The sequence below is a fragment of the Vibrio sp. 10N.222.55.B11 genome, assembly GCF_041473705.1.
GTDB lineage: Bacteria > Pseudomonadota > Gammaproteobacteria > Enterobacterales > Vibrionaceae > Vibrio > Vibrio crassostreae_C.
Window position 1 is genome coordinate 150,082 of the sequence record NZ_JBFRST010000020.1, and the last position, 18,016, is coordinate 168,097.

Annotated in this window: 25 protein-coding genes; 7 read left to right on the forward strand and 18 right to left on the reverse strand. The window is 40.7% G+C overall.

The genetic code is table 11. From position 1 onward, the window contains the following. Window positions 1-173: 173 nt before the first annotated feature. The 4 genes from AB4503_RS09055 to AB4503_RS09070 are packed head-to-tail and all read right to left on the reverse strand — an operon-like array spanning window position 174 to window position 1,476. Window positions 174-446 (reverse strand): hypothetical protein, encoded by a 273-nt coding sequence (locus tag AB4503_RS09055; RefSeq protein WP_372114362.1) that lies wholly within the window; start codon window positions 444-446, stop codon window positions 174-176. Continuing rightward, the gene (locus AB4503_RS09060; RefSeq protein ID WP_372114364.1) at window positions 388-744 is read right to left on the reverse strand and encodes a hypothetical protein; all 357 of its coding nucleotides are present in this window, start codon (window positions 742-744) and stop codon (window positions 388-390) included. The genes AB4503_RS09055 and AB4503_RS09060 overlap by 59 nt, the downstream gene beginning before the upstream one ends. Window positions 745-755: 11 nt before the next feature. Continuing rightward, complete coding sequence (locus AB4503_RS09065; RefSeq protein ID WP_372114366.1) at window positions 756-1,283, reverse strand: lysozyme; 528 nt, start codon at window positions 1,281-1,283, stop codon at window positions 756-758. Beyond that, a complete protein-coding gene (locus tag AB4503_RS09070) occupies window positions 1,264-1,476 on the reverse strand; it encodes an HP1 family phage holin (RefSeq protein ID WP_372114368.1) in 213 nt (70 codons plus the stop codon). Before AB4503_RS09070 ends, AB4503_RS09065 begins: the two co-directional genes overlap by 20 nt. Before the next feature lie 260 nt (window positions 1,477-1,736). Here AB4503_RS09070 and AB4503_RS09075 point away from each other — a divergent pair, with 260 nt between their 5' ends. Beyond that, window positions 1,737-4,109 (forward strand): 3'-5' exonuclease, encoded by a 2,373-nt coding sequence (locus AB4503_RS09075; RefSeq protein ID WP_372114370.1) that lies wholly within the window; start codon window positions 1,737-1,739, stop codon window positions 4,107-4,109. Window positions 4,110-4,160: 51 nt separating this feature from the next. On the opposite strand, the gene AB4503_RS09080 is transcribed toward AB4503_RS09075, so the two are convergent. The 9 genes from AB4503_RS09080 to AB4503_RS09120 form a co-directional block, all read right to left on the reverse strand. Beyond that, entirely contained in the window at window positions 4,161-4,796 is a 636-nt protein-coding gene (locus AB4503_RS09080) for a Shedu anti-phage system protein SduA domain-containing protein (RefSeq protein WP_372114371.1), read from the reverse strand. Further along, a complete protein-coding gene (locus AB4503_RS09085; protein ID WP_372114373.1) occupies window positions 4,796-5,077 on the reverse strand; it encodes a hypothetical protein in 282 nt (93 codons plus the stop codon). The genes AB4503_RS09080 and AB4503_RS09085 overlap by 1 nt, the downstream gene beginning before the upstream one ends. Before the next feature lie 86 nt (window positions 5,078-5,163). Beyond that, a complete protein-coding gene (locus tag AB4503_RS09090; protein ID WP_372114374.1) occupies window positions 5,164-5,763 on the reverse strand; it encodes a hypothetical protein in 600 nt (199 codons plus the stop codon). Further along, window positions 5,763-6,182, reverse strand: coding sequence for a hypothetical protein (locus tag AB4503_RS09095; protein WP_372114376.1), 420 nt, complete (start codon window positions 6,180-6,182; stop codon window positions 5,763-5,765). The genes AB4503_RS09090 and AB4503_RS09095 overlap by 1 nt, the downstream gene beginning before the upstream one ends. Continuing rightward, window positions 6,169-7,038, reverse strand: a complete 870-nt coding sequence (locus AB4503_RS09100) for a helix-turn-helix domain-containing protein (RefSeq protein WP_372114378.1) — start codon at window positions 7,036-7,038, stop codon at window positions 6,169-6,171. The genes AB4503_RS09095 and AB4503_RS09100 overlap by 14 nt, the downstream gene beginning before the upstream one ends. Continuing rightward, window positions 7,035-7,655, reverse strand: coding sequence for an HNH endonuclease signature motif containing protein (locus tag AB4503_RS09105; protein ID WP_371728384.1), 621 nt, complete (start codon window positions 7,653-7,655; stop codon window positions 7,035-7,037). The genes AB4503_RS09100 and AB4503_RS09105 overlap by 4 nt, the downstream gene beginning before the upstream one ends. After that, window positions 7,648-7,887, reverse strand: a complete 240-nt coding sequence (locus AB4503_RS09110) for a hypothetical protein (protein ID WP_372114379.1) — start codon at window positions 7,885-7,887, stop codon at window positions 7,648-7,650. The genes AB4503_RS09105 and AB4503_RS09110 overlap by 8 nt, the downstream gene beginning before the upstream one ends. 184 nt (window positions 7,888-8,071) lie before the next feature. Further along, window positions 8,072-8,620 (reverse strand): toxin YdaT family protein, encoded by a 549-nt coding sequence (locus AB4503_RS09115; protein WP_372114381.1) that lies wholly within the window; start codon window positions 8,618-8,620, stop codon window positions 8,072-8,074. 70 nt (window positions 8,621-8,690) lie between these two features. Next, window positions 8,691-8,885 carry a hypothetical protein gene (locus AB4503_RS09120; RefSeq protein ID WP_372114383.1) on the reverse strand — a complete coding sequence of 65 codons (195 nt, stop codon included), beginning with the start codon at window positions 8,883-8,885 and terminating at the stop codon, window positions 8,691-8,693. A 124-nt stretch (window positions 8,886-9,009) separates the two neighbouring features. Between AB4503_RS09120 and AB4503_RS09125 the strand changes: the two genes are divergently transcribed. The 5 genes from AB4503_RS09125 (at window position 9,010) to AB4503_RS09145 (ending at window position 11,198) form a co-directional block, all read left to right on the forward strand. Next, window positions 9,010-9,672 (forward strand): LexA family protein, encoded by a 663-nt coding sequence (locus AB4503_RS09125; protein ID WP_371692049.1) that lies wholly within the window; start codon window positions 9,010-9,012, stop codon window positions 9,670-9,672. 170 nt (window positions 9,673-9,842) lie between these two features. Beyond that, the gene (locus AB4503_RS09130) at window positions 9,843-10,106 is read left to right on the forward strand and encodes a hypothetical protein (protein ID WP_371692050.1); all 264 of its coding nucleotides are present in this window, start codon (window positions 9,843-9,845) and stop codon (window positions 10,104-10,106) included. A gap of 178 nt (window positions 10,107-10,284) precedes the next feature. Beyond that, a complete protein-coding gene (locus AB4503_RS09135) occupies window positions 10,285-10,539 on the forward strand; it encodes a hypothetical protein (protein ID WP_017078656.1) in 255 nt (84 codons plus the stop codon). Continuing rightward, complete coding sequence (locus AB4503_RS09140) at window positions 10,536-10,916, forward strand: hypothetical protein (protein WP_102554744.1); 381 nt, start codon at window positions 10,536-10,538, stop codon at window positions 10,914-10,916. The genes AB4503_RS09135 and AB4503_RS09140 overlap by 4 nt, the downstream gene beginning before the upstream one ends. Window positions 10,917-10,997: 81 nt before the next feature. Beyond that, window positions 10,998-11,198 carry an AlpA family transcriptional regulator gene (locus AB4503_RS09145; protein ID WP_004733439.1) on the forward strand — a complete coding sequence of 67 codons (201 nt, stop codon included), beginning with the start codon at window positions 10,998-11,000 and terminating at the stop codon, window positions 11,196-11,198. Between the two features lie 39 nt (window positions 11,199-11,237). Here the strand turns inward: AB4503_RS09145 and AB4503_RS09150 are convergent, their stop codons facing one another. From AB4503_RS09150 to AB4503_RS09170, 5 genes are all read right to left on the reverse strand, one after another. Next, on the reverse strand, window positions 11,238-13,079 hold the full coding sequence (locus AB4503_RS09150; RefSeq protein WP_372114385.1) for a hypothetical protein: 1,842 nt from the start codon (window positions 13,077-13,079) through the stop codon (window positions 11,238-11,240). Beyond that, entirely contained in the window at window positions 13,079-13,516 is a 438-nt protein-coding gene (locus tag AB4503_RS09155; protein WP_372114387.1) for an ABC-three component system middle component 2, read from the reverse strand. The genes AB4503_RS09150 and AB4503_RS09155 overlap by 1 nt, the downstream gene beginning before the upstream one ends. Next, window positions 13,513-14,487 (reverse strand): ABC-three component system protein, encoded by a 975-nt coding sequence (locus AB4503_RS09160; protein WP_372114389.1) that lies wholly within the window; start codon window positions 14,485-14,487, stop codon window positions 13,513-13,515. The genes AB4503_RS09155 and AB4503_RS09160 overlap by 4 nt, the downstream gene beginning before the upstream one ends. Window positions 14,488-14,512: 25 nt before the next feature. Further along, the gene (locus tag AB4503_RS09165; RefSeq protein ID WP_372114391.1) at window positions 14,513-15,724 is read right to left on the reverse strand and encodes a tyrosine-type recombinase/integrase; all 1,212 of its coding nucleotides are present in this window, start codon (window positions 15,722-15,724) and stop codon (window positions 14,513-14,515) included. Window positions 15,725-16,284: 560 nt separating this feature from the next. Further along, complete coding sequence (locus AB4503_RS09170; RefSeq protein WP_017059779.1) at window positions 16,285-17,028, reverse strand: sporulation protein; 744 nt, start codon at window positions 17,026-17,028, stop codon at window positions 16,285-16,287. Window positions 17,029-17,209: 181 nt separating this feature from the next. On the opposite strand from AB4503_RS09170, the gene hutC reads away from it, so the two are divergent. Further along, window positions 17,210-17,923, forward strand: coding sequence for a histidine utilization repressor (gene hutC / locus AB4503_RS09175; RefSeq protein ID WP_017059778.1), 714 nt, complete (start codon window positions 17,210-17,212; stop codon window positions 17,921-17,923). Window positions 17,924-18,016: the final 93 nt, after the last annotated feature.

Genomic DNA, 18,016 nt, shown 5'->3' on the forward strand with positions numbered 1-18,016 from the left:
TTGTTCCTTTTTGAATCTGGACTTGCGCTAACATATAAGGAGTTTCAGCAGCGAGCTGAGTATGATCATGGCTAACAAGCAAGACAGCGAGGAACCCACGCTTGAACACCCTCGTAAGGAATGAATTACGGGCAACAACGGATAACGGTGGACGACCACCCAAGTAATAAGTGTTATTTGCCCGTATTTGGTATTGCACTCTCGTAGCCATAAAAGCGACGTAAATGCTCGATTTGGTTAGCGCAATTGCGCCAGGCTTCTAGCCACATAGGGTCGCGCTCTACCGCTTCACCGTAGGTTTTAGGGGGAGCAGTAAAAGGTTGTGTGCAAGAAGTCAAATAAACGGCAGGAGGAAGAACTAAGCGGTCTTGGTATTCAGTGAGGACCTCAGTGGTAGTACAACCACTCAGAAGCATCAGGAATAGGCACATCTGCACATTCTTCATGGTTCAGAACCTCTTTGATTTGGGTCACTGTGTGAATCGTTTCAGTCTTCCGAGCGGCCTTAGTTAGCAGCAACTCATCCGCAGCGCTTTGAGCCTGCCGAACTTCATCGCTTAAAGTTTTAATGGTGATAGACAGTGACTTATTTTTGTTGAGTGAGTCTTGAAACTGACCCTGCAGCTCACCGTAGCGCTTTGCTTGCACCTTGGTTAAATCAAGCAGATACGCAGAGAAAGCGAAGCTACCAAGCAGCAACAGAACCAAACCTATCAACAAAGCATTTTTGATAGAGAAGTTCATAAAGTTCCTTATTACCAACCGTTCAAACAAGCTTGTTGTTCTAATTCGCGACGTTTCACGACCCCTGAACATTGGCTATCAGGTTCCCTGCAGTTTTTGCCGTTAACATAAACCCAACGTGAAAATTCAAGGCACGCTTTTAAGGGTTGGTTTTGGTTAAACAACTTAAGCATGGTGGAACGTTTAAAGTTGCCAGCGCCCAGGTTAAACACAAAGCTCACAAGAACATCAAACTGAGCTTGAGTAACGTCAGTGGTTAGGTGTTTGTTTACGGACTTTTCGGCGATTTTAATATCGGCAATGAAGTTACGAGCAATGTGTTCTTCACTGACCACATCACCTTGTTTCACGCCTGTTGTGTGACCAAGGCCATTGGTCCAAACATCAGCACTGCATTGATAAGCTTTTGTTCTGCATCCTTCGAGGTTAGCGATATGTGCCAGGCCTTGTTGGCTGGTTTGCATGTTTGGACCAAGACTAAAAACGATAGAAAGAACAACCACGACAGAACAGACGGTTTTATTGATTAAGTTTTTCACTGAGCTCTTCCGAAATTCGTTGCTTGCGCACTTCCTCAAGCAATTTGAGTTTAATGCTGCGGTTGGTGAAGTACGTGACAAACACCATCACCACACCAATCACCGCCGCCCAGTCTTGGATGCTGAATGCCCCGGTAAGAGCCAGTAAGCCACTAGTGAGATATGAAGAGAATGAACTGAGTTTATCTTGCATATTACTCCCACAAAAAAGCACCCGACTTTCACAATAGAAAGGGGTGCTTTGTCAGTTAGAAACGGTAGAAACGAAAAACCCCGCCGAATGGGCGAGGTTTTCTAATGTGGTAATAGTGCACCAAGTTCGTTATTGAATCAAGTATTTTGCTCTAGCACTGTTGCTTACACCATTAAATTTGAAGTATATCATTCACATAGCAATAAAATATATTGCATAATGCTTAGTAAATTATCACACCAATTTCATAAGCGGTCCTAATGAACAAAGTAATTCAAACTAAGTACATAAACAAATGCTTCAGAAATTTAACGAAAGCAGGAAAGAAAGGCAGAGATGCAATAAACAAAACTCGAGCAGCCATGCATGAGGCCGCATCAGAAGGCCAAATAAACTCTCTAAAACGAACTAATCATGGTGAAAGTAGATTACCTAACGCAGAAAAATACGATTTGGGAAATGGCTTTCGATTAGTTGTCCAGTTAGTTGATGGTGAAAATAAATTGAGAGCATTTTTATTTGTTGGTGATCATGAAGATGCTGAAAGCTGGTTAGACTCTCATAAACAATACCAATGGGTAAAAAGCAAAAAAGATAACACGTTAGAGTTCATACAAATTAGTTCAAAAGACCCAGAAAGCCATAAATTCATCGAACCTGATCTTACTTCTTCAGAAGACTTACTTGCTCTTCCATTATTACGCCATGTAAGCGAAAAGCACTTAGCCCCATTCAAGCTTGAAAGTGAATTGAAAGCTTACCTCTATGAGATTACTAGCGTAACTTGGGAATGTGACCCAAATGGAATAATTGAGCACATAGAGCGTGTTGCTGGAGATGAAGTAGCGATCCTATTTGATGATATATTTACTCATTCCCACAAAGGTGAACTTAAAGAAATAGCCCAAAGGTTGAATTACCAAATGGGGATCGTAGATATTGCAGAATCGAAGCAATTAGAAACGGCAATGTTGGACCCTGTTAACAGCGAAATATTCGTTACATGGGACGAAGTAGAACAATTACCAAAAGACGCTAGTTGGGCCGACTGGTTGCTATTTCTCCATCCAGAACAAAAGAAAATTGCTGTAAGAGACTTTAAGGGGTCATCTCGTCTAAGAGGCGTTTCAGGGAGTGGAAAGACATGTGTGATGCTTCACAGAGCGCGCTATCTTGCTAAAAAGTATAAGCAACCCATTTTACTTATAACTTTAACTGAAAGCATGAGAAAGTTACTTAGGTCATTAATTAACGAGCTTTGCGGTGTCGAAGCCAGTTACATTCACACCTCAACAGTTAACGGTCTCGCTGAAAACATTATAGATAAAGTCCACCCGAAAGGAGAAAACATCTATACAAAAGCGTCTCAGGAGATCATTAAGCAGTTTTATATCGATGCGGTCAACAAAGTGAAAAATCATGGTAACTACAGAACCAGTAAATTTCGCACCTTTGACGACAACAAACTTAGAAAGTTTTTAATCGATGAAATCTTTTACATTAGGACTAGACTCACACATACGAACTTTACCACATACTTAGATACCAAAGCGTTCAAACGTGTGGGAAGGGTCATTGGATTAAATCAAGACGAAAGAAAGATCATTTTAGATCTAGTTCTGGACAAAACAGAATTGATAAAGTCTCTATGCAGATTAGATTATGAAGGAGTAATTAGTCTTGCCTATAGTCTATTAAATAATGACAAACTTTCGATTGAGGCAGCGATCAACGGACAAGCAGATCTTAATAGTATATCCAATAAGCTTCTTGAATATACTCCTTACCGAAGTGTTTTAGTTGATGAAGTACAAGATTTATCCCAACTTGAAATTGCTATGTTGGCGTCATTAAAAACAACCAATAACGAACAACTATCTACTGCTGAGAATGGACTATTCCTAGTGGGAGACGGAGCTCAAACAGTTTACAATAAGGGATTCATTCTAAAGCACTCCGGCGTTAATGTTGCAAATAGAAGTTATGTATTGAAGAAGAACTATAGAAATACAAAAGAAATCATGAATGCAGCTTACTCTCTCATCGAAAAATATGAGTTTGCTGATGTAGATGAGGATAACATTGGAAAGCCGACTAAGCCTGATTTACCAAGCAAGTGCGGAGAAAAACCATTCATTGTTAAAACTAGAAGTAATGTAGAACAAATTCAATTTATCGTAACCAAAGTAGACGAAATCATCAATAACTATCAAGAAATCAATGATACTGAGCACTACCCTCAAATATGTATCATCGGTCTCAATAAAGAAATAAGACAAGATATTTTAACTGAACTTTCAAGTAAAGGGATAAAGTCAAATCAAATTAGAGAGTCTATAAGTGTGGAAGCAGCAAAAACAGTTTCAATTAGCACTATAGAATCAGCAAAAGGATTTGAGTTTAGTTATGTATTTATTGCGGGTGTATCGGATAATCTAATCCCAAATAACTCGAATGAACGCTCAAGAGAGGTATCTAGACTTTATGTTGCTATGACTAGGGCTGAAGACGAACTTTACATAACGTATTCAACGGAGAGAAATCAATCTGCCAGTAGATTTCTGATGGACTTCAGTGATTATTGTAACGAGTTTGAATATAAGAATGGGCAGCTGAAAAAGTTAAGAGATTAAAAAACATAAGGGGCATATGCCCCTTATATTTTTCTGAAAAAATCATTTAGCCTAACAAGTCGATAAATCTTTTATAATATCCAACTGGTCTCTCATCGCTTCATACAATGTGTCAAATGTAAAAAATAATATTTGCTTACTGCCAATAACCGTATTGCCTATCCGCCAGTGAAGCCGGTTATTTTGCTCCGGACTAGCAATACTCTTGTCACGTCCTGCAATTACTACACCTTGATAGTTAATTTTTCGACACTGAAACTCATTTTCCATTAAGTCCGTACCGTAATTTTCACTTAGTAGATAAAACCAGTCAGTAACTTGACTTACACCATGTTCAAAGGTGTTGCTCCAATCAAAACGAGTTGTAGTCTGGCCTGATCTACTTTTAAAAATCGAATTAAGCTTAGCTTCTTCAAATTCAATAAAACTATACTTAGAGTTATCTTCATTGGTTATCATGTAATCAGTTCTGTATTTACTAAAAACTGAACTTTCCGCATTGTATTTGACTGGAGCATCAACCCCTGTCACTCTCCCCATAAGCCACATGAGTTGAATATGCGATGCGAAAAAATTCTGTAGCTCTGTTTCCCCAATTTCCACTTGCCTATCAAGTAATGCTTTATACGCATTAAGTTCCTTTTCCGCTTCATTTAAATCTAGTGCACAATCATAGAAAATCAGCATTACGCACCTCGACTTGTCTTCGCAATATGTAGAAGTAAATCATGATTAACAAAATCAACAACCTCTATCACATCACCAACGCGCTTGTAGATAATACGTATTTTCGTAGACACCCTACCGCTGTTTAATTTCTGATTTGGACGAAGTCTATGGGGTCTCAATTGCTTCTCCAATCCAGCTTCAAGCAAATCAACAGCTCGGCGTGCTCTTTTTTTCTGATCTTGCGGTAAATTATCAAACGAAGCCATTGCTGTTGGGGAAAGTTTAACCTGTAAAATCATATTTTCTTCCTAGAATCTTTCTACTTAGAACTTTATCACATGTTGCTTAGGTGTACGTTGTATTCCCCTTATATAAACCTTACGAGCTATACCTCACCTTCTAATACTTTCGCCATACTCTCTTCTTGCTCATACCTACCCTGCAGCGCCAATGCCGCTGCACTGCGCTTACCCACCAAACGTTTAACCAATTTTCCTAATATGGATTCGTACTTCTTAAAACGTGAGAAGGTCACGGGTAAGGTTTGGCAGAAGAAAGCAAAGCGGGTTTCTTGTGTCCAGCCTATACGGCCACCATCGCAGCAAGGGCAAGTTCTTCTAGCTCGGTTCTTCGCAATGTACTTACCGCTGCCACTGCATTCGGGGCAAACTTGGCCAAACTGCTGGGTCGCTTCTGCAATAGCTGTCCTGACTAACGCTTCCAATGCTCTATCGGGATATGGACCGCGCCATTTTTCCATCAGCATGTTGGCTTCCTGTAAGGTGATTTGGTAAAGATTTTTAAGTGCAGGTCTATCTTGCAAATATTCAACGAATAACACCAAAAAACCTACTGGTGCTTCCTTCCAGGCTAGACCAACAATTGCTATTTGCTCTTCCGGAGAAAGTGCCCCCTTACCGCCAGAACCGGGGGCATAGTTGGCCCCTTTTGCATTGAACTTTGCCAGTAACTTTTCAATTTTCATTACGCCCTTGCTCCCATTGCTGCGACCCTTGCAAATACCGAGTTCTTGCGAAACTTCTTAGGATTGAGACGCTCAATCTCATTGAGTGGTTTGACATTAGCTTTATCGGTCAAACGCATCGCGTTTCTTGAGGGGAGCGAGCCAGCCTTAGCTTTATCTGCATACTTCTTCAACGTTTTTCGGTACTTCGCTCTGGCTTCACGTTCGCTTAGCAAGCCTCTACAAACAAAACCCACTTCTTGCGATGTCCAGTACTCGATATCACCCTTTGGTTCACAACGAAGCATTCGAATAAATGCCTCGTCAATATCAACCAGCTCTTCACGTCCCATAGACACAAACTCTGGCAAGCTTGGCGGCCATGCACCCCCTTCCAACAAAGCCTGATTGACTGCACGACGAATCTCACTGACCGACATCGTTGTAATCGCTTGAGTCCAAGTCGATGGTAGTGCCTGATGCGGCCATTTCGTCCCGTAAGCCTCCACAAACTTGATTTGGATCCAATCTTCCAGGTTCAAAAGAATCACCTTGTCGCCCAATCGATGTGGCAGTGTGTCCGTATCGTTCGAGCAACTCTGCGTTGTATTGCTCGACTCGATTTTTTGGTGCAGCCTGGCTTGTTCGAGTCTTTTCATGGTCGTCGTTCCATCGTTCTTGATTCAAGTAGGTCGTTAGGTGCAGCTTATCGAAACCAAACTGTCGATTGGCCACACGAGTTTCTACATCTCGACAGAGCATCTCGGTAAACACTTCCGGAGGTTCACTTTGCGCTGTCACGATGCTTTTGAATTTTGCTAACGAGTTCTTCTTGGATTTCTTGGTAGGGAATGCCGCCCATAGCCGCTCAAAACAAGATTCAAGTTCACTCGAATTTTTTTGTTTATTTTTTATTGGTTCTAATTGACTGGTTCTATGACTGATTCCGGGTGACATAGGATCACTAGGTTGGTGATCCTGTGACACTACCCCTCGTGATCGTGTGTCACTAGGGGGTGACAATTTGTCACTACCTAAATTTAACTGGTATACATTGCTCGAATTGCCCTTTTCTCCCTTTCGGGTGCGAACTGAAACAAACCCCATTTCCTCTAACGTTTTGATATGGCGCATCACTGTTCGGCGGTCTACCTCGCACATATCAGCAATATATTCATAAGATGGCCAACACACCCCATTGTCGTTGGCGTTGTCAGCTAATTTAAGTAATACGAGTTTACGAGTCGCATTACCGACTTTTAACTGCATGGCTTGAGCGGTAAGGAGCATACTCATCTGACTTTCCTCTCTGCGTTGAAAGCAGCGACTTCGAGCTCTGCAATGGCATGCCCTGTCGCTTTAAGCTCTATTGGCATGTCCTGAACTCGGTTCTGATTCATACGCAGATTGACAGCCAATGAAACGCAGATGAGGTTGTCGGTAGCACAGTTCAGCTTATCCCCATCTTTAAAACGAATCACATGGTTATCAGGTATCTCACCATGTTCACGTTCCCAGACAACTTGATGCTTTGCCCTATAACGCGTTTTGGCTTTTGTGTACGGATCATGCTCTGCTACTTTGACGAGAATAAACCCATCTTTAGAACAAATACGCTCATGCCCTAATGGCTTGCTGTTCGTTGGTTTTTGACCTGGCTTAAAACTTCCTGCGTTTGCCTTGATCAAGCCCTTTGTACCGCTATTCCAAGGCTTGTTCCCTTTTTCTATCTTCCCGTCTCGGCCAGTAAACCAACCTTTGCGTTTACAGCGACTGTTAATTGCAGCGAGCGTCAAACTTGTTCCAAAGCGATGATTAAAGGCCTCAGTTAATTCACGCCGCACCATGGTGCTATTTTCTTTTAAGAATGCGCACTGCGCTTCTGTGTAACGATGTGATTGACCTTTAGGCATGTTTATTACCCTCAATCATTTCGGGTAATTCAATTCGACCCGCGTACTCTGTACGAAACTTCTGAGCATCCAGAGCAAGGCGAGCGTTATCGATGATTTGCTTTGACACTGTGGTAATAGCCTTTGAACGATTAATTTCATCATTCAATTTATCGTCGGTTATATCCTCATCAGACAGGCGTTCCATTTGAGCAAAAAGGTGGTTATTAAGATCAGCTAACTTGTTTTTCATAACTGCACCCTCGACTTCATGGTTTGTAAAATTTGCTTGGCTTTACTACGCGATACGACATAACGACAGTTACCGTTATTTGCTATCCACAGCATTTGGCCGTGGTAATTTTGATAAGAAAGACTCATTGCACAAAGTTCTCTTGTTTTGCTAATTAGCGTGGTTAATAAATGCATTCAGGTGGTCAGCCTTTTTGCGCCATCAATGTTTCTAAGAATTTGAGTAATGGATCGTGAGAACCGGCACTCTCTTGTAATTCTCGGTAAGCATCGCGAAGTTGGTCAGACGTAGCATGTTCACTGAGTAAGAGTATCGAGCGGAATGCTTCTGATGACTCTTTACTAAAATCGGCCAGTAATTGGTCACGGTTCGCCATGGCGTGGCTGGAGCCAATAGCCGCAACTGAATACCCAAGCGGGTTTAAGAACTGATTCAATGCCGCTGTTGCCCTAGCTTTAGGCATTGCCGCAATAATGGCTGGCAGTAAGTCCATAACATTAGCTTTGGCCTCTGTGCTTGTTCTGCTGATATAGCGAAATAAATTTTGAGTGTTGTTTGGATTGTTGAAAGCCGACGGTACTTTGAGAAGATGTTCCCTTTGGCAGTCGTCTTCCTCGTAGATTTTCATCTTGTGATAAAAGCGAGAAATGTATTCTGCAATTTGTTCTTTCGTCGAGTCACTTCGCCAAGCGACTACCGCGTTATGCATAACGCTTTTTAAACTGGGTTGCATGATTATTCCTTACTGGTTGTTTATACAGAATATTGATCGTCAGCCTTGACCTAAAAAATTTAATATGATGTTAGAAAATATCTGGCCTCAGTTGATGTTTATCGACTTCTCCATTAGTTATGTCATGTAATTTTTTTGCTAATGCAGCCCCTGGGATTTTGTGTCCAGTAATCACCAAGCGTAAGTACCCTGTACTTGTTTTTAGCTTCTTAGCCATAGATTTTCTTTGCGTATCAGATAACTGACACCAGTATTTCTTATACATCCTAAGCACCTCTAAGGTACATAATACACAAACAAAATGTACCTTCAAGGATATGTACCTTTTAGGAACAAAATCTTAAAGTAACAACATGTTCTAAGTAGCTAAAAATGCTCAGGTAGATGTAATGAAAACTGCAGAAGATATTAGAAGAGAAAATGCACGCTCTCTCGCTCAAAAAGTTGGTGGTACTACGGCATTTGCAGACAAAATTGACCGTTCTACAACTCAAGCCAGTCGATTTATGGGAAAAGGCGCCACACGCGCTATTGGGCCAAGAATTGCTCGACACATAGAGAAGTCTTTCAACATGCCTGAAGGTTGGTTAGATACAGATCATACTGAAGAGGATCTAAAAGAAGCTTCGACGCTATTCACTTCGACACAAACTAGACGAGTACCTATTCTTAGTCATGTGCAAGCAGGTTCTTGGGGTAAAATCGACTCTAAAGATATTATTTACGAGGAGTTAGACTGGCAAACCACCTCAAGCAATATCAGTGAGGAAGCCTTTGCCATGCGTGTTACGGGCAACTCTATGACCAATCCACACGGTTCCCCGTCTATACCAGCAGGTTCTATTGTAGTAGTTGAACCATGCAACTGCCCTGATAATGGAAAGATTGTCGTAGCTACACTTAATGATGCTCCAGAGGCAACGATTAAAAAGCTAGAGATTGACGGTCCACATAAGTTTTTGGTCCCGCTGAACCCCAAATATGACCCCATCCCAATCAGTGGGAATTGCCGAATAGTAGGCTATGTAAAACAAGTCATTATGAACTTGTAGCAAAAAATCACTCAAGGAAAGCCGCTCACAATAGCGGCTTTTTTTTGTACCTTAAATTTATTGAATTCGAATAAAACCCCAAAAATGTACTTTACAAGGACAAGTGCAATGAGTACCTTATTGGTACATCTCAATAAATAACAATGTACCAAAAGTAAAAAGGAAGTCCTATGACGTATTTATCTCTTACAGATATCAACAAAACTCTAGAAGGCGCTAAAGCCATTCAATTACATAGAACGAGCTTCGAACACTTCCTAGCTAAGATGCCAAAAAGCGATCCGTTTTATGACGAGCTAGAACAGCTCGTTAAGCTAAGTGATAAGTGCAAGAACTTGGAAGTAAGCGTTGGCACAGAAGACGCCCAAACGATCCATCAGTTCAATGCTCTTTCTGACCAATTGAGTAGTAAGTTGAATGAAATGAAATTTTGAAAGGCTCAAAAAGAGAAAACCCTTACCGGTGACCAAACCAATAAGGGCTTACTTTGTGCAATGAGACTTAGAACTAAAGAACCAAGCCTCGCAATCAGTATATAACTGGCTGACCACCAATTTCAAGTACTTAGACTGATTGCCAGGTTTCACCCAGAAACCAAAGGAACTTTGTGTAATGACGACTTCCCTACTTCGAAACTCTCAGGAAGAGTTTATCCATAAAAATATTCATCAAATCTTACTTGGCGAAGGCTACGAACAGCATGAAGCAAATCGTGCATGTAATTTCGCGATTGAAACCTATCGAACCACCGCTTCTTTCGGAGGTCGTGGTGGCAAATGTTTCGACTTTTGTTTAGCAAAAGCTCGCCAGTTGCTTTCTCCAATGAAAAAGACAGCGAACTCTCGTAAACGTAAGGCTGAAAAATGAATGAAGAACGCAAACGCAAACAAGCAGCAGTTCGCGCAAAACGCCTAAGGGATAAGCGTAAGACCAGTGGTAATAACGATATCAGAGTGACGTTATCACCCGATGAAATCGCAAAGCTTAATGAAATTTGCCAGTTCTTCGCTTGCCCAAGCGAACCTTACACCCAAGTTGAAGCTTTGCAGTCGCTTATTCACCGTGTTCATGCCGAGATACCGAAGATTGAAAGCGATCTCGGCTGCTGCGGTAAGTGTGGTGAACAGCTACCACAAGGCTGCGCTAAGTTACGTGAAGGCGGTTTGTTTAATGGGGATGCAATGTGTTGGCACACAACCAACCGAATACGAATTATGCCACCAGCAAAAGGAGTTGCCCAATGATCAGTTTCGCCGTCTATGCCGTTATTTGTGCGGTGTTTTATGTTTGTTATATGAAAAATTCAGTTAAGAGAGGAAATCAAAATGGCTAATTCAACGATAAACCTAGCAACACAACGCTTTTTCATCAGTGATAAAGAGGTTCGTGAAACTCTTGGGATTAGCCAGCCTACTCTTTGGCGCTGGACTCAAGAGCTTGGCTTCCCAAAAGCGGTGAAAGGCATGAGAGGAAAACGCCCATACAAAGAGTTCATTGAATGGGCGAAAGAGCGTGGGATGATTTAGGTTGTTTGTTTAAGGGAAGCTTTGACTTCCCTTTTTAATCTATAGTAATCCGATACGTTGACCTTGAGACGCATTTTTTCCATAGAATGTATCAACACCAATTATATTTCTAAGCGATTCAGGCACATCAATGTTCTCGACAATAATGAACTGACCCATGTCGCTAATTTTATGCAGAAAGTTTAAGAAGTGATAACTTATTTTAGTCTCAGCAAGTTTCTCTTCATCTGCTGCTAGTTCACCATGTTTACTTTTAAGTGGGTCTCTATAAGTAACAAGAGGTGAGTCTAAAATGACAATACCTGGATGATATATGTCATTATTTCGACAGTGCATTAACAGAGCAATTTTAAAAACTGAATGAAGAATAGCTCTCACACCTTTACCATTTAAATCTCGAGGATTTCCATCAATTACTACATCGAAGTTTTTATAATCAAATTCAACGTTACTCACACTCGAAAAATGAATATTCTTTAATATATCACTATAAATTTCACAGAAACTATCTATTGCATCACTTTCGGGATAGAACGCTTTAGCCTCAAGTTTTTTTGGTACTGGTGCAAGTTCAGCCTCTTGTAATTTTTTACTAAAAGAGCTTATATGTTCGCGCAAGTTCTGATCTAATTTAATAGATATTCTTTCCTTTCTCAGAGCCATCAAGCTTTTATCTTCTAGTTTTAGCTCTGGCGCCCGCCTTTCAACTTCAAGATCCAAAGATTCCAGCCTTGATTTCAAATGACCTGCTTTGAGGAAAAGTAAACTCAATTGCTGACCTAACCCTTGAGTCGTTTCCTCTAACTCCTTGTACTTTGACTGTATTTTCTTAATTTCAGCCTTTGATGCATCTGCTAAAATGTTAACTTCAATTAAATCCTGACAAATGTTTTCCGACGTATTACCACAAAAGTCACACTGTCCGTCATGCGCAACACCGAGTAAAAATGCAGATTCTTCCTGAGAATTAAGTCTATCTATATCACTAACGTATAATTTTTTTAATGTTTCAAAATTAGTCAAATTTACTTGAACAGTATTTATTCGATCACGAACTCCCATTAGTTCATTTGCAACTGTTTTTTTCTCTGTAACTACTTCTGATAGAGCCTCTTGAGAAGAATCAATATGTTCTAATAACCCATCTATTGATGAGTCAAGTTTTCCTGCTCTTTCATTTAAAATTTCTAGAGTTTCATCCGGAAACACTAAATCGGTTTTTAATGTTTTGATTACGTCCCCAAGAACTTCAACTTGCCCTTTTTGTTCACTTTTAAATTCTTTATCCCGAACTACGGTTTTGACATCTGAGTCATCCTCACCTGTGATTAAGAACTTAAATACATTCCTATTTTTACTGTTCTCCGTTCTATCACCAACAATTATTGGTGAATCGGAACGAATTATTTTTTCTTCATTTGATAAGATGACCCTAGATAACAACCGGATCGTTAATGAGCCTTTTTCACCATATAAATTTGATGATATTTGTGTATCCTTTATGCCTTTTAAATAAAAATCACTAATATTTCTAACGTTTTTATTAGCCTTACCATGCTTGAAGTAACTAAAAAATTTGGCTCCTTTTTTTGACTCTACCAAACCATGATAAATTTCAAAATTTAAGGAAGGCCACTCTCGAAAGACAGTAAAAGGTTCCTTATTAAGATGAAGTTGCATTGCCACTTCATTATACTTTTTACTTTCAGTTACTGGTTTTAACGTTTCTTTACCAAGCATGTAATCGATTGCTTCAATAAGAAGTGATTTACCCGTATTTGACGCACCATGTACAATATGAACAGGGTTAGAAAAGCTAATAGATGCATTTTCGCCACTACCTAGAAACAGTATTTTTTCAATTTTTAATCCAGTCGTCATTAAAATACCTTTTTACCTAAAGTTGCATTGAAACCATCAAAGCCCAATTCATCTAATTCAATTACCAGCCAGTTGGCAATATACCTCATAGATACTGAATATTTTGTTTTCATTAATTCTAGATATGGTTCAGTATTCTCAGTTGCTTTATAAAAAACACCGTCATAAGTTAAGTCAATTTCAATAAGGTTGAATCGTTTCATTAGTTCGATTCCTGCACGGACCACTTCTCTCCGTGAACTAAGTTCACCTTTCCGGTTCGGGGTTTTTGGATGTAAGCTATCAGGGCCATCAAAATCAGAAGAGTTCACAAGAATGTAATCTATCTTCATTAAGTTCTCGAAGTCGAGACCTTTGGGGTAATATGAATCAAGAAAACTAATAGCTCTCACTCCCGCTTCCAAAGAGCTGTTAAAAACATGATTTCCTTCTATCATTTCCTTCTCCAGTTCAAACGGTCTTCATTAGCAAAATGATGGCAATAACCCTGCTTTACATCAATTTTTCCATGAATAGCTAGCTTACCTGATGGTTGTAGCTTTCCAGCCTCTGAAAGTACAGTACACATGCATTCAAATGAATCTTTATATTTCAACCTTAATGTAGGTCTAATACCTTTTAAAATTTCCTTTTCAAAAGTATCTAAAGTACCTTCAACTGTATTATCACGATAAAATGTACGAAATGCTTCAGCACTATAAAAACGCTCTCTTTGATCCATAAAATCTTCTTCGAACTCATCATGCCCGATAATATCTTCTGGATTAGAATAGACCTGTTGGTCATATTCACTGTATACATCGAGAACTTTATTAACGTAATTGAGTTCACTTTCATGAATCGAGTTCGGAACTTCTCCAGCAGGAGCCCTTGGTAGCTCTCCACCATATAAATCGACTAAAATGGCTCTGAAATAGCTGTCATTCACCATATAATCAATGTCAATGATGCTTATATTAGAGAAATTATAATTCGAAATGAACTGATATAATTCCGTTGAAAGCAGAACTTTCCTCCCATCGATAATCGTCTCTTCACAAAATTTCCCCCACTGATTAAGTAGCTCTTTCTTCAGTTGAGATGGGTTTAAAATCCAAGTTCTGAGATTACGATTCACCCCTTTTGGTGCAACGAAATAGTAATTCTTCGGAGCAGTAAATTCACCCAGGAAAGCGTAATAAAGCATTTTCCCTAATTCATGCATACCTGAAGCTGTTGGCAAAGTATTTTTATATTGCTTGCATTGATAATTATCCCATTCACCCTCAAATTTTTCGGAAGAATAAAAGCCAATGACATCGCAGCCTCTATCACCAGCCCCTGCAGGCCTCATTACTGAGCTATATTTATGTTCTTGGCAAGTAGCCCATCGACTAACAAGGATTTCGAGCTCTTCAGCTCCTAACATCAATATATTCCGTGTATAATTAAAACTATTCACTAACTTCTATCCTTGGCTTAACACTCTTACACCAACTCTCGTAAGCTTCTCTCTGCTCATCCAAGTAGTCGTAATCTAAGTAATGGCTCTGTACACCACGGTGTACTTTGTGCCCTAACATAGTCTCAGCAACATGATATGGGACTCCCTTTGCTTCCCAAATGTTGCGCGCTGTTCGACGCATATCGTGATTGGTTGTTCTAGGGAAACCTGCCGCCTCTATCGCATCAGCCAGTTTACGGCCAAACTCTACAGGCACGTTCTCGGCCATTGGCCTGTCATGTTCAACTCTCACCGGTGGGAACATGATGTCTAGATCAGGATAAATGGCGAACTGGTTTCGAATGACTTCTTCTGCCAATGGAGGAATCGCGCGTCGAATTGCCCCGCCCTGCTTTTTCCTGATCTTGTTGTTCTCTGCTGGTACTGTCCACACTAGTGCTTCCAAATCGAAATCTTGCTTCTTCGCTAAGCGCAGCTCGTTACTGCGATTGGCAAATATCATCATAAGGCGCAGGAAGTTCTTGTTGCTCTCATGCACACCGATGTCGTCAATGGCTTTCCAAAGTGCTTTAACGCCAGCTTCTGTCTGTTTGCTCTTTTTGGTGTCTGTTGTTGTACCTACATCGGTTTTCTTTACTTCTGCAAGCATGTTGTATTTGAGTAAACCGTGACGAACAGCATACGACAGCACTTGTTTGAAGCGTGACATAAGGTTTGCTGAATGCTTGGCACTCACGCGAATCTTAGCCTTTTGAAATACTGGCATGTAATCGGTCAGTTCAAGGTGTTTGGCTTGGCGTTGTCCTAAATATGGGCTGATGTCTGTTCTAAACATCTTCTCTAGTGCTTGCCACTGCTTTACGTTGTCTTTGCCATGGTGTTCAACCCAATAGTCGATTAAGTCGTCTACTGTACTTGGAAGGGCTTTGTCTGAAGGGTTGATGCCTGTTCTTGGGTCAATGCCTAAGATGACTAACTCAGCTTTCTTTTCACGCTCCCGCAATGCATCGCGCATCTTCATCGCTGGGTACTCGCCAAGTTTCATTTTTATGGCTTTACCTAGATACGTAACGCGGTAAACCCAGGTCACTTTACCTTTAGGGCTCACACGCACGCCTAAGCCATCTCTATGGGTGACTTCGGGTTGCCCTTTGTAGGGCTTACCTTGTGTGGCTCTTAGCCAAGCATCTGTGATTGCCATTCATTTGTACCAAAAATATTTGGTACAAATTTGGTACAAATCTCATATGAATGCAAGTGTATTCTAAGCAATATGAGCTAGTATCCACCAAATATTTTGAATGACGTTCTTTTTGTTAAGCGTTTGTATTGAAAGGGTTCTATCAAGGGGTATGAATGGTAAAGAGGAATTGCAATAAGAAGGGAGATTCACGTCTTGAGACACACCAAGCAACACATGAAAATGTTTAATATATGTCTTTCAATCAACGAGTACGCTAATTGGGTATATATGCATAATAAATATACCCACATAGAAGCAAATACAGATGCCACATCTGTGAGTAGCCGAACATTGTAACGAAATAATATGAAATGACAATGTTAGTCCCGCAGCACCACAAAACTATATGACTGAAATGTCTCTTCTATATAGATCCTTCTAACGCCTAACCCATAGTTCAATCAGTAATTCGTTGGCTTTATCTACAATACAAAAAAGCCGAACGGATAAGTTCGGCTATAGAAATCGTACTGTCTTGTCTCTATTAATAGAAAAAGCGACTACTAACAGAAAGGGAACTACGCACTCATGATTCTTGATACAGCGTTACGAATGTCTGAATCGGCAGCGTTCGCAGGCAAGCTGAATGAGATGTATTGGTCGCCGCGGAAGCTCATTGAGCGGTCGATTTCTGCTAGGCAGTGAACCATTGAACCTTCAACGATGAATGACAGCTCGATCTCTTTATTATTCATGAAGCCGCCGCTGCGAAACTCAATCTCTTGGTAACAGCCCGAACGAGAAGCAAAGCTGTTGCCTTTTAAGAAGCCCTTCTCTACGTCTGCTTTCACCATTGCCATACCTGATGCTTCCACGCCTCGGATGATTTTAGCCACTGTTGGCAATGGGTGTACGGAGATAAAGTCACGGTCTTTAGGGTCAATCGCGAAGCCTATATCTAGGTTGGTTTCAACCCACACATGGCATTGGTTCATTTGTGCGTTCAACGCGGTGACTGGCGTTTCATCATTTAACTTAAGACGGAATGGAACCAGTTTGGTTTCGTCCGGTTGGATAACGAAAGGCTCTACGGCTTGAATACGACCCAGTGAAAAGGTTTCGTAGCTGGTGCTATCTTCCGTTTCTACTTTTACTTCTGTGTTGAGAACCAAGTTGATCAGGTCGATTTGTTGCTCAACGTCACCACCAACAATGTGAACATTGCCAGACAACTCTCCACCTTGGAAAACTTCAATATTATCTAAGACAGTATCAACCTTTGCTGCACCGATGCCCAACGAGGCCTTTAATTTCTTAAACATATTATTTCCCTTTCTAATTATCTGATTTACGAATAGTTATTGCGTGACAATTTGGGACACTTGCCTCACAGAATCAAGCAATTTGCCCCATCTATGTTGAATAAGGTCACATTGCCCGAGGAAATGTTGAAATCGTGAAAAATTCCGTTACTCTATTTGTATAGTCAAATAAGGTTTCATTATGTCGAAAGCGCCGCTCTACCTTCAGATAAAACAGTTCATAGATGACAAGATCAGCAGTGGTCATTGGCCGGTGGGTTACCAAATCACCACAGAACTCGAACTTACCGAGCAGTTCAATGTGAGTCGAATGACGGTCAATAAAGCCATTCGAGATCTTGTGTCTGAAGGCAAGCTCATCAGGAAACCAAGACTGGGGACTTTTGTTTGTGAACCCGACGAAAAAGCGCAATCTCCGTTGCTTGATATCAACAACATAGCGCAAGAGATCAAAGACCGAGGCCAAACGTATACTAGCCAAGTTATCAAGCACGATAGTATCAAGGCTGATGAAAGCACGGCTACACGGTTAGGTGTGATGATTAACGCAGAAGTGTTCTATAGTGAAATCATACACTTTGCGGACAACGCACCGATTCAATTGGAAGCGCGCTGGGTGAACTCTCAAGCCGCTCCAAAATACCTAGAGCAAGACTTTTCAACCTCTACGCCCAACGAATACCTTTCAAAAAGCTGCCCGTTAAGTGCTATCGAGCACACGGTTGAAGCCATTATTCCAGATTCTCAAATCAGAACGTCACTAAAGCTATCTGAATCAGAACCTTGCCTTCTTTTGAATAGAAGAACATGGAGCAAAGAACGCCTCATCAGCTTTGCATTGCTCTACCATCCTGGCTCTAAGTACAAATTAAGCTCCAAGATACTTCTAGATTAAAGAACATCATCCTGATCGCCGATCACATTTTTGCAACATCAACTTGATTCGGGTCAGCGTTTAGCCTATTTATTTGTATATACATTTAATATT